The sequence below is a fragment of the Streptomyces sp. NPDC028928 genome (genome assembly GCF_055564915.1).
The window spans coordinates 1-10,224 of the sequence record NZ_JBVHVI010000031.1 but is presented as its reverse complement, the minus strand read 5'-3'; the positions used below and the strand labels follow the sequence as shown (position 1 = coordinate 10,224).

13 protein-coding genes and 1 riboswitch are annotated in these 10,224 nt (G+C 72.0%); of the genes, 7 read left to right on the top strand and 6 right to left on the bottom strand.

Annotated features, from left to right (window positions below; translation table 11 throughout):
- Positions 1–98 precede the first annotated feature (98 nt).
- Genes ACZ4U1_RS40030 through ACZ4U1_RS40020 form a run of 3 tightly spaced genes read right to left on the bottom strand, consistent with a single transcriptional unit; the run spans position 99 to position 2,144 of the window.
- Positions 99–464 (bottom strand): Rv2175c family DNA-binding protein, encoded by a 366-nt coding sequence (locus tag ACZ4U1_RS40030; protein WP_055707421.1) that lies wholly within the window; start codon positions 462–464, stop codon positions 99–101.
- Between the two features lie 37 nt (positions 465–501).
- On the bottom strand, positions 502–1,761 hold the full coding sequence (locus tag ACZ4U1_RS40025) for an NAD(P)/FAD-dependent oxidoreductase (protein ID WP_467909108.1): 1,260 nt from the start codon (positions 1,759–1,761) through the stop codon (positions 502–504).
- Positions 1,762–1,793: 32 nt separating this feature from the next.
- Positions 1,794–2,144, bottom strand: coding sequence for an avidin-fold protein (locus tag ACZ4U1_RS40020; protein WP_467909107.1), 351 nt, complete (start codon positions 2,142–2,144; stop codon positions 1,794–1,796).
- A gap of 53 nt (positions 2,145–2,197) precedes the next feature.
- Positions 2,198–2,309: riboswitch (TPP riboswitch) on the top strand.
- On the opposite strand from ACZ4U1_RS40020, the gene thiO reads away from it, so the two are divergent.
- The 6 genes from thiO to ACZ4U1_RS39990 all read left to right on the top strand — a co-directional run bounded on the left by thiO (position 2,307) and on the right by ACZ4U1_RS39990 (position 8,135).
- A complete protein-coding gene (gene thiO / locus ACZ4U1_RS40015; RefSeq protein ID WP_467909106.1) occupies positions 2,307–3,476 on the top strand; it encodes a glycine oxidase ThiO in 1,170 nt (389 codons plus the stop codon). (Overlaps the previous riboswitch by 3 nt.)
- A complete protein-coding gene (thiS, locus tag ACZ4U1_RS40010; RefSeq protein WP_467909105.1) occupies positions 3,473–3,685 on the top strand; it encodes a sulfur carrier protein ThiS in 213 nt (70 codons plus the stop codon). The genes thiO and thiS overlap by 4 nt, the downstream gene beginning before the upstream one ends.
- Positions 3,686–3,688: 3 nt before the next feature.
- On the top strand, positions 3,689–4,483 hold the full coding sequence (locus tag ACZ4U1_RS40005; protein WP_467909104.1) for a thiazole synthase: 795 nt from the start codon (positions 3,689–3,691) through the stop codon (positions 4,481–4,483).
- 151 nt (positions 4,484–4,634) lie between these two features.
- A complete protein-coding gene (gene pknB, locus ACZ4U1_RS40000) occupies positions 4,635–6,572 on the top strand; it encodes a Stk1 family PASTA domain-containing Ser/Thr kinase (RefSeq protein WP_467909103.1) in 1,938 nt (645 codons plus the stop codon).
- A 57-nt stretch (positions 6,573–6,629) separates the two neighbouring features.
- A complete protein-coding gene (locus tag ACZ4U1_RS39995; protein WP_467909102.1) occupies positions 6,630–7,520 on the top strand; it encodes a deoxyribonuclease IV in 891 nt (296 codons plus the stop codon).
- A gap of 75 nt (positions 7,521–7,595) precedes the next feature.
- Positions 7,596–8,135 carry a DUF4396 domain-containing protein gene (locus ACZ4U1_RS39990; protein WP_467909109.1) on the top strand — a complete coding sequence of 180 codons (540 nt, stop codon included), beginning with the start codon at positions 7,596–7,598 and terminating at the stop codon, positions 8,133–8,135.
- Between the two features lie 12 nt (positions 8,136–8,147).
- Here ACZ4U1_RS39990 and ACZ4U1_RS39985 read toward each other — a convergent pair whose 3' ends face one another.
- Positions 8,148–8,780, bottom strand: coding sequence for a sulfite oxidase-like oxidoreductase (locus ACZ4U1_RS39985; protein WP_467909101.1), 633 nt, complete (start codon positions 8,778–8,780; stop codon positions 8,148–8,150).
- Positions 8,781–8,955: 175 nt separating this feature from the next.
- Here ACZ4U1_RS39985 and bfr point away from each other — a divergent pair, with 175 nt between their 5' ends.
- Entirely contained in the window at positions 8,956–9,435 is a 480-nt protein-coding gene (gene bfr, locus ACZ4U1_RS39980) for a bacterioferritin (RefSeq protein ID WP_356163125.1), read from the top strand.
- Here bfr and ACZ4U1_RS39975 read toward each other — a convergent pair.
- Positions 9,432–9,656 carry a (2Fe-2S)-binding protein gene (locus ACZ4U1_RS39975; protein WP_356163127.1) on the bottom strand — a complete coding sequence of 75 codons (225 nt, stop codon included), beginning with the start codon at positions 9,654–9,656 and terminating at the stop codon, positions 9,432–9,434. The genes bfr and ACZ4U1_RS39975 overlap by 4 nt on opposite strands.
- Before the next feature lie 154 nt (positions 9,657–9,810).
- Positions 9,811–10,224: 3-deoxy-7-phosphoheptulonate synthase (locus ACZ4U1_RS39970; RefSeq protein ID WP_467909099.1), on the bottom strand; the 414-nt coding region annotated here is incomplete at its 5' end.

The window sequence follows — 10,224 nt, the reverse complement described above, 5'->3', positions numbered from 1 at the left end:
TTCTCTTTTGCCTTTTCGCTTTTTCTCCGCCGTTCTCCCTCCCCTCCCCCCCCCCCCCCCCCCCCCCCCCCCCCCCCCACCTCCTGCTGCGGGTCGGCTCAGACGGCGAGCGCCTGGGCGCGGCGCTTCACCTCCGTGCCGCGATTCTCGCTCAGGGCCTGCGCGGGGGTGCCGGGCAGGGTCGGGTCGGGGGTGAAGAGCCACTCGATCATCTCTTCGACCGTGAAGCCGTCGTCCCGCAGGAGCGTCAGGGTCCCGGACAGGCCCTTGACGACCTTGTCCCCGTCGATGAAGGCGGCGGGGACGTGCAGCGCCCTGTTCTCACCACGGCGTACGGCGATCAGCTGGCCCTCCTTGACCAGCTGCCGGACACGCGTCACCTCGACGCCGAGCTGTTCGGCGATGTCGGGGAGGGTGAGCCAGGCGGGGACGAGAGCATCAATCTTTGCGTCAATCTCGGTCACAAGGACAAGCCTGCCATCCCCCACTGACAGTCGGAAGTCAGGCAGGTCCAGGTGGGAGGGTGTGCTGGTCCGCCGTGGCGTTCTTCAGGGGGCGGGCCGGGTCCGCCAGGGCCTCGGGATCCATGGTCCGGCCCGCCTCGATCAGGCGGCGGCCCTGGGCCAGGTCGCGGGGACGGCCCACGGCCAGGAGGGCCACCAGGCGGTTCTCACGCAGCCAGCACACCGTCCAGGACGGGCCCGCCGGGTCGCCGCGCCAGACCAGGCGGTCGGCCGCGGCGTGGTGGCCGGCGTACTGCACGAACCGGCCGAACTGCTCGGACCAGAAGTACGGCACCGGGTCGTAGGCCGCCGGGGTCTCGCCGAGGATGTTCGCGGCGACCGTGCGCGGGCCCTGCAGGGCGTTGTCCCAGTGGTGGACGAGGAGCCGCTCGCCGTAGCGGGCCGAGGGGAAGGAGGCGCAGTCGCCGACGGCGTACACGTCCGGCACGGAGGTGCGCAGGTGGTCGTCGGTGAGGACCTCGCCGTGCGCGCCCAGCTCGACGCCGGAGCCGGCCAGCCACGCGGTGGCGGGGCGGGCGCCGATGCCGATGACGACGGCGCCCGCGGGCAGCCGGGTGCCGTCGGCGAGCACCACCTCACCCGGCTCGACGCGCTCCACGCGCGCGTGGGTGCGCAGATCCACGCCCGCGTCGGCGTACCAGGCGGCCATGGGCGCGGCGACCTCGGCGGGCAGGGCACCGGCGAGCGGATGCTCGGCGGCCTCCACGACGGTCACCGCGCAGCCCGCCTCGCGGGCGGCGGTGGCGAACTCGGCGCCGATCCAGCCGGCGCCCACCACCACGACGTCGTGCTGCCGGGCGAGCACGGGCCGCAGCCGCTCGGCGTCGTCCAGGGTGCGCAGCAGATGCACCCCGGGCACGCCCTCGGTGCCGGGCAGCTGGACCGGTTCCGCGCCGGTGGCGAGGACCAGGACGTCGTACGGCACCGGGCCCGCCTCGGTGTCCAGCTCGTGGTCGGCGGGGCGCACCCCGCGCACCTCGCAGCCGAGCCGCAGCTCGACACCGAGGGACTCGAAGTCCACCTCGAAGGCCGAGTCCTCGGCCTTGCCGAGCAGCACCGCCTTGGACAGCGGCGGCCGGTCGTACGGCTGGTGCGGTTCGGCTCCGATGACGGTCACCCCGCCCCGGAAACCCTGCTCGCGCAGGGCGACCGCGGTCTGCACCCCGGCCATGCCCGCGCCCACGACGACCACGCGCCGCCCCGGTGACGTGCCCTCTTCCGCTGTCTGCTCGCTCACCCGATCACCATAGACAATTGATGATCCGTCAGTCAGTGGGCGTGCTCGGTGACCTGCTCCACAACGCTCGTGCCGGAGCCCGGCCGGGACTCCCACTCCCAGTTCTCCTCCAGCCGCACCCGGCCGTCCGGCAGCTCCACGACCGTGGACACACAGTGCCCGGAGGCGGTCGTTCCGTCGGTCTTCAGCTGCACGTACCGGAAGTCCAGCCGGTCCCCCTCGCGGGTGCCCACCAGGTGGCCGCGTACGACGTCACCGCCCGCGTACTCGGCCCAGATCCCGCCGTCCTCCTCGTGGTACGTGAACCGGGTGCGGGTGCCCACCTGACCTGGGGCCTGGTCCGCCACGGGGGCGAGGATGAGTCCGTCCAGCGAGCGGGCCATGAGGCGGGGCTCCCTTACGAGTGCGGAGGTCGGCGGGCTAGGGTGGCCACCGTACAAGCACTCGCGGGAGCCCGGACGCACCGGGCTGAGAGGGAGGCTGGCGGCCTCCGACCGTACGAACCTGATCCGGGTCATGCCGGCGAAGGGAGGGGCTGGACGCCCATGTCGTCACGTACGTCCGACGTCCTCGTCATCGGGGGCGGAGTCATCGGCCTGGTCACGGCCTGGCGCGCCGCGCAGCGCGGGCTCGCCACGGCCGTGGTGGACCCCGAGCCCGGCGGCGGGGCCGCGCAGGTCGCGGCCGGGATGCTGGCCGCGGTCACCGAACTGCACTACGGCGAGGAGACCCTGCTCGCCCTCAACCTCGAATCGGCCCGGCGCTACCCCGACTTCGCCGCCGAGCTGACCGAACTGACCGGCCACGGCCTCGGTTACCGCCGCTGCGGCACCCTCGCCGTCGCACTGGACGCCGACGACCGCGCCCACCTGCGGGAACTGCACGCGCTCCAGCAGCGCTCGGGGCTCGCCTCGGAGTGGCTGTCCGGGCGGGAGTGCCGGCGCCTGGAGCCGATGCTGGCGCCGGGGGTGCGCGGCGGGCTGCGGGTCGACGGCGACCACCAGATCGACCCGCGCCGGCTGGCGGCGGCCCTGGTGGCCGCGTGCGAGCGGTCCGGGGTGGTGTTCCACCGCGCCTGGGCCGAGCGGCTGGACGTGGCACGGGACCGGGCCGTCGGAGCCACCACCACGGACGGCACCGCACTGCGCGCGGACCGGGTGGTGCTCGCGGCCGGCAGCCTGAGCGGGCGTCTCGCGGGCGTACCCGGTGAGCTGCTCCCTCCGGTACGGCCGGTCAAGGGACAGGTGCTGCGGCTGACCGTGCCGCCCCGGTACGCGCCGTTCCTGAGCCGGACCGTGCGGGCCGTGGTGCGCGGCAGCCATGTCTACCTGGTGCCCCGGGAGAACGGCGAACTGGTCGTCGGCGCCACCAGCGAGGAGCTGGGCTGGGACACGGCGGTCACGGCCGGGGGCGTGTACGAGCTGCTGCGCGACGCCCATGAGCTGGTGCCCGGCATCACCGAGCTGCCGCTCACCGAGACCCGGGCCGGACTGCGCCCCGGCTCCCCCGACAACGCGCCGCTGCTCGGCCCGTCCGGACTGGCCGGGCTGCTGCTGGCCACCGGGCACTACCGCAACGGGGTACTGCTCACACCGGTCACCGGGGACGTGCTGGCGCACGCCCTGGTCACCGGTGAACTGCCGGAGGAGGCACGTCCGTTCACGCCGCGGCGCTTCGGCGCCGCGCTCAGGGAGAAGCTGGAGCAGCCCGCATGAACCGCCCGGTCATGATTTCCGTCAACGGGGAGCGCCGGGAGATCACCCCGGGCACCGCCCTCGACGCCCTCGTCCGGACCCTCACCGCGGCGCCGCGCGGAGTGGCCGCCGCCGTCAACGAGACCGTCGTCCCGCGCGCGGAGTGGGCGACGACCGCCCTCGCCGACGGCGACCGGGTCGAAGTCCTCACCGCCGTACAGGGAGGCTGAGCCATGGCCGACGATCCTCTGGTCCTCGGTGACCTGACCCTCTCCTCCCGGCTGATCATGGGCACGGGCGGGGCACCCAGCCTGGAGGTGCTGGAGCGGGCGCTGATCGCCTCCGGCACGGAACTGACCACGGTCGCGATGCGCCGGGTGGACCCCTCCGTGCACGGCTCCGTGCTCTCGGTGCTGGAGAAGCTCGGAATCCGGGTACTGCCGAACACGGCCGGCTGTTTCACCGCCGGTGAGGCCGTGCTGACCGCCCGGCTGGCCAGGGAGGCGCTCGGTACGGACCTGGTCAAGCTGGAGGTCATCGCCGACGAGCGGACGCTGCTGCCGGATCCGGTGGAGCTGCTGGAGGCGGCGGAGACACTGGTCGACGACGGGTTCACGGTGCTGCCGTACACCAACGACGACCCGGTGCTCGCGCGGAAGCTTCAGGACGTCGGGTGCGCCGCCGTCATGCCGCTCGGGTCGCCGATCGGGTCCGGGCTGGGCATTCGCAACCCCCACAACTTCCAGCTGATCGTGGAGCACGCGCGTGTGCCGGTGATCCTGGACGCGGGGGCCGGTACGGCGTCGGATGTGGCGCTCGCGATGGAGCTGGGATGCGCGGGGGTGATGCTCGCCTCGGCGGTGACGCGGGCGCAGGAGCCGGAGCGGATGGCTTCCGCGATGCGGCTTGCCGTGGAGGGGGGCCGGCTGGCCCGGCTGGCGGGGCGGATTCCGCGGCGGTATCTCGCCGAGGCGTCGTCTCCCGCGGAGGGCCTGGCCGTGCTGGATCCCGAGCGTCCTGCGTTCTGAGCGGTGCTGTGGTGCCGTATCGCGGCCCCGCCCGCGCACCGTCGCGGGTGGTGCCGCGATGCGTGTGTCGCGTCACAGGTCGGCTTCAGTACCGGTGCTATCAGGGGCGAACGGGCAGGGCTGTCAGTCGGCCCTCGTAGACTCCCCTCTCGTGGATACGACCCTTCAGGACCCCCTCGTCGGGCAGGTGCTCGACGGCCGGTACCGCGTGGACGCGCGGATCGCGGCCGGTGGGATGGCCACGGTCTACCGGGCCCTGGACACCCGACTGGACCGCGTTCTCGCGCTGAAGGTGATGCACCCGACGCTCGCGGCCGACGGAACGTTCGTCGAGCGGTTCATCCGGGAGGCGAAGTCCGTCGCCCGGCTCGACCACCCCAACGTGGTGCAGGTCTTCGACCAGGGGACCGACGGGTCGTACGTCTACCTGGCGATGGAGTACATCGCCGGCTGCACCCTGCGCGACGTGCTGCGCGAGCGGGGCGCGGTGCAGCCGCGGGCCGCGCTGGACATCCTGGAGCCGGTGCTCGCCGCGCTCGGCGCCGCGCACCGGGCCGGGTTCGTGCACCGGGACATGAAGCCGGAGAACGTCCTCATAGGCGACGACGGCCGGGTCAAGGTCGCCGACTTCGGGCTGGTGCGCTCCGTGGACACGGTGACCAGCACGACGGGTGCCGTGCTCGGGACCGTCTCCTATCTCGCGCCGGAGCAGATCGAGCAGGGCACCACCGACCCGCGCGTCGACGTGTACGCGTGCGGTGTGGTGCTGTACGAGATGCTGACGGGCGGCAAGCCGCACTCCGGGGACTCCCCGGCCCAGGTGCTCTACAAGCACATCCACGAGGACGTGCCGCCGCCGTCGGCGCTCGTGCCCGGGCTGCCGTACGAGCTGGACGAGCTGGTCGCGTCGGCCACCGCGCGCACCCCCGACATCCGGCCGCACGACGCCGTGGCGCTCCTCGCCCAGGTGCGCGAGGCCCGCCTGGCGCTGACCGACGAGCAGCTGGACGCGCTGCCGCCGCAGGCGCTGACCGCGGAGCACGACAACGCCGAGGACCGCACGAGCGTGATCCCGCGCGCCCTGACGGTGCCCCGCCCGCTGCCCGTCGACGAGGACGTCCCGGCGGAGCCCGCCGGCGACGGCATCGACCGGACCGCCCGCTTCCAGAGCCCGCCCGTGCCGCCCCGCCGACGCCCGGCGCGGCCCCCGCGCGCGGTGCTGCTGGTGATCGCGGCCGTCCTGGTGGTGTTCGGCGTGGGCGCCGGGGTCTGGTACATCAACTCGGGCCAGTTCACCAAGGTGCCCCCGCTGCTGGCGCAGACCGAGGGGCGGGCGAAGGCGCGGCTGGAGGCGGCCGGGCTGGAGGTCGGCCAGATCAAGCACGCGTACAGCGACACCGTCGAGCGCGGCACGGTGATCGGCTCCGACCCGGCGCCCGGCGCGCGGATCCGGGACCACGACGCGGTGACGCTGACCGTGTCGCTGGGCCCGGAGACGGTGAACGTGCCGAACGTGGCGGGGCAGTCGCTCGCGAAGGCGCAGGCGCGGCTGAAGGCGGACGGCCTGGAGCCGGGCATGGTCACCCGCGAGCTCAGCGACGAGGTCCCGAGGGGCTCGGTGATCCGTACGGCACCGGAGGCGGGCACCAAGCGGCACGCCGGCTCGGCGATCGCGCTGGTCGTCAGCAAGGGCCGCCCGGTCGACGTGCCCGATGTCACCGGCGACGACCTGGACAGCGCCAGGCAGGAGCTGACGGACGCCGGGCTGAAGGTGAAGATCGCCGCCAAGCGGATCAACTCCGAGTACGACGCGGGCCAGGTGGCCGCGCAGAGCCCGGGCGAGGGGCGCCAGGCCGCCGAGGGCGACACGGTGACGCTGACCCTGTCCAAGGGTCCGGAGATGATCGAGGTCCCGGACGTGGTCGGCGACAGCGTGGACGAGGCCCACGAGGCGCTGGAGGGTGCCGGCTTCGAGGTGGACGAGGACCGGGGGCTGCTCGGGCTGTTCGGCGACACCGTGAAGAAGCAGTCGGTCGAGGGCGGTGACCGGGCGCCCAAGGGGTCCACGATCACGATCACCATCCGGTGACCGGTCTCACCGGGGACCACGGCCCGGGTGCGGGGGCGGACATGACACCCTGAACGGGTGAGTCCCGTTCAGTCCTCCCTCCCCCGTACCCCCCTTCGCAACCCCGTCGGCGGCCATGTGCCCGTGGCCGGCGGCCTGCACTCCGTCGGGCTGTCGTACGCCCGTGATCTGAAGGCGGAGACGGTGCAGGTGTTCGTCGCCAACCCGCGCGGCTGGGCCACGCCCGCCGGGAACCCGCGGCAGGACGAGGCGTTCCGCCAGGCGTGCGCCGAGGAGTCGATCCCGGCGTACGTCCACGCGCCGTACCTGATCAACTTCGGTTCGCACACCGAGGCGACCGTGGAGCGGTCGGTGGAGTCGCTGCGGCACTCGCTGCGGCGCGGGCGGGAGATCGGCGCGCTGGGTGTGGTGGTGCACACCGGGAGCGCGACCGGCGGGCGGGCGCGGGAGGTGGCGCTGAAGCAGGTGCGCGCGCACATGCTGCCGCTGCTGGACGAGCTGACCCATGACGACGACCCGTTCCTGCTGCTGGAGTCGACCGCCGGGCAGGGCGCCTCGCTGTGCTCGCGGACGTGGGACTTCGGGCCGTACTTCGAGGCGCTGGACGCCCATCCGAAGCTGGGGGTGTGCCTGGACACCTGCCACATCTTCGCCGCCGGGCACGATCTGACCGGGCCGAGCGGCATGCACCGGACCCTGGATCTGCTGGTGGAGACCGTCGGCGAGGGCCGGCTGAAGCTGATCCACGCCAACGACTCCAAGGATGTGGTGGGCGCGCACAAGGACCGGCACGAGAACATCGGCGCCGGCCACATCGGCGAGGACCCGTTCCGGGCGCTGATGACCCACCCCGCGACCGAGGGCGTGCCGCTGGTCATCGAGACGCCCGGCGGCAAGGAGGGGCACGCCGCGGACGTGGAGCGGCTGAAGAAACTCCGGGCTTCCTGACCCGTTGAGGAATACCCCTGGGGGGTATACGGTTCCTGTCAGTCGCAGGAACCGTCACTCGGCATGGGGGAGACCATGGACCACTCCGCGCACACCAGCCACGAGCACCACCAGCCCGAGCACCACCAGCACGAGCACCACCGCCACGAGCACGAGCACGGACACCCGCGCGCCTCCGCCGCCACCTGGCCCATGGCCATGCAGGCCACCCTGCACTGCCTCACCGGCTGCGCCATCGGCGAGGTGCTCGGCATGGTCATCGGCACGGCACTGGGGTGGGGCAACCTGCCGACCATGGTGCTGGCGATCGTGCTGGCCTTCGTCTTCGGCTACTCGCTCACCCTGCGCGGGGTCCTGCGCGCCGACGTCGACTTCCGTACGGCCTTCCGGGTGGCGCTGGCCGCGGACACCCTGTCCATCGCCGTGATGGAGCTGATCGACAACGGGGTGATCCTGGTCTGGCCGTCCGCGATGGACGCCATGCTGAGCGACGCGCTGTTCTGGATCTCGCTGGCGGTCTCGTTCGTGATCGCCTTCGCGGTGACCACCCCGGTCAACAAGTGGATGATCGGCCGGGGCAAGGGTCACGCGGTGGTGCACCGGTACCACCACTGACCGGACCGGGGGTCAGAGCTCGGGGCCGTCCCCGGGCTCCTCCTGGTAGGAGTAGCGCTGTTCCTTCCAGGGGTCGCCGATGTTGTGGTAGCCGCGCTCCTCCCAGAAGCCGCGGCGGTCGGCGGTCATGTACTCCACGCCCCGGACCCACTTCGGGCCCTTCCAGGCGTACAGGTGGGGCACGATCAGGCGGACCGGGAAGCCGTGCTCGGCGGTGAGCAGCTCGCCGTCCTTGTGGGTGGCGAAGATCGTGCGGTCGGAGGCGAAGTCCGTGAGGCGCAGGTTGGAGCTGAAGCCGTACTCGGCCCAGACCATCACATGGGTGACGTCCGGGGCCGGCGGGGCCAGGTCCAGGATCGCGCGGGCCGGGACGCCGCCCCACTCCGCGCCGATCATGCTGAACTTCGTCACGCAGTGCAGATCGGCCACCACCGTGGTGTACGGCAGGGCCGTGAACTCCTCGTGGTTCCAGGTGTGCTTGTCACCGTCGGCGGTGGCGCCGAAGACCCGGAACTCCCAGCGCTCGGGCCGGAACTTCGGGACCGGCCCGTAGTGCGTGACCGGCCAGCCCCGCTGGAGCCGCTGACCCGGCGGAAGCTCGGACCCTGCCGCTGCCCCAGACTCTCGCTCCACCGGATGACCCATGTATCCATCCTGACAGACCTCGGGCAGTGCCCTTGACCACCCACCCCCGAACCGGACAATTGCCACAAACTCAGGGCGTACTTACTAAGTACGCACTTACTGGACGATCTTTCCCTCCGGTGCAATCATGCGGCGCACACCTCCCCCGTCCCTCCGTGTGGAAGGAGCCGCTGCGATGCAGGGCGATCCCGAGGTCATCGAGTTCCTCAACGAACAGCTCACCGGCGAGCTGACCGCGATCAACCAGTACTTCCTGCACGCGAAGATGCAGGAGAACTTCGGCTGGACGAAGCTGGCCAAGTACACGCGGCACGAGTCGTTCGACGAGATGAAGCACGCCGAGGTACTGACCGACCGGATCCTGTTCCTGGAGGGGCTGCCCAACTACCAGCGGCTGTTCCACGTCCGCGTGGGGCAGACCGTCCGGGAGATGTTCGAGGCGGACCGGCAGATCGAGGTCGAGGCGATCGACCGGCTCAGGCGGGGCATCAAGGTGATGCGGGAGAAGGGCGACATCACGTCCGCGAACATCTTCGAGGACATCCTCGCCGACGAGGAGCACCACATCGACTACCTGGACACCCAGCTGGAGCTGGTGGACAAGCTCGGCGAGGCGCTCTACCTCGCCCAGCTGATCGAGCAGCCGGAGAGCTAGGCGGCCTCGTCCAGCTCCGAGAGAACGGGCCGGCCCTGGTCGGCCAGCTCACGGCGCGGACAGGCGCCACGGCCCAGGAGGGCCTGGATCCGGCGCACGCACGACCCGCAGTCCGTACCCGCCTTGCAGGCGGAGGCTATCTGGCGGGGGGTGCAGGCACCGTCCTCCGCGTGCTGCTTGACCTGCGCCTCGGTGATACCGAAGCAGCTGCAGACGTACACGCGGTACACCTCCCGACGGGATCGCTGTCTTTCTGCCGTCCCCTTGATCGGTGAGGCAAACCTAACCTTACCCGCCGGGGCAGAACCCGCAAAAGAGCAAAGGGGCGCGGATCCGGTGTGATCCGCGCCCCAACGCGCCCCAACCGCGATGCGGCTACTGGTCGCGGTACATCTCGGCGACGAGGAAGGCCAGGTCCAGCGACTGGCTGCGGTTGAGCCGGGGGTCGCAGGCGGTCTCGTAGCGCTGGTGCAGGTCGTCCACGAAGATCTCGTCGCCGCCGCCCACGCACTCGGTGACGTCGTCGCCGGTCAGTTCCACGTGGATGCCGCCCGGGTGGGTGCCGAGCGCCTTGTGCACCTCGAAGAAGCCCTTGACCTCGTCGAGCACGTCGTCGAAGCGGCGGGTCTTGTGCCCGGAGGCCGCCTCGAAGGTGTTGCCGTGCATCGGGTCGGTCACCCAGGCCACCGTCGCACCCGACGCCGTGACCTTCTCCACCAGCTCGGGCAGCTTGTCGCGGATCTTGCCGGCGCCCATGCGGACGATGAAGGTCAGCCGGCCCGGCTCACG

What these genes read in the sequence shown, in the direction of transcription:
- ACZ4U1_RS40020 (WP_467909107.1), bottom strand. Translation starts at nt 2,144, where the DNA reads ATGGCCCGCTCGCTGGACGGACTCATCCTCGCCCCCGTGGCGGACCAG.
- thiO (WP_467909106.1), top strand. Translation starts at nt 2,307, where the DNA reads ATGTCGTCACGTACGTCCGACGTCCTCGTCATCGGGGGCGGAGTCATC.
- thiS (WP_467909105.1), top strand. Translation starts at nt 3,473, where the DNA reads ATGAACCGCCCGGTCATGATTTCCGTCAACGGGGAGCGCCGGGAGATC.
- ACZ4U1_RS40005 (WP_467909104.1), top strand. Translation starts at nt 3,689, where the DNA reads ATGGCCGACGATCCTCTGGTCCTCGGTGACCTGACCCTCTCCTCCCGG.
- ACZ4U1_RS39990 (WP_467909109.1), top strand. Translation starts at nt 7,596, where the DNA reads ATGGACCACTCCGCGCACACCAGCCACGAGCACCACCAGCCCGAGCAC.
- ACZ4U1_RS39985 (WP_467909101.1), bottom strand. Translation starts at nt 8,780, where the DNA reads ATGGGTCATCCGGTGGAGCGAGAGTCTGGGGCAGCGGCAGGGTCCGAG.
- bfr (WP_356163125.1), top strand. Translation starts at nt 8,956, where the DNA reads ATGCAGGGCGATCCCGAGGTCATCGAGTTCCTCAACGAACAGCTCACC.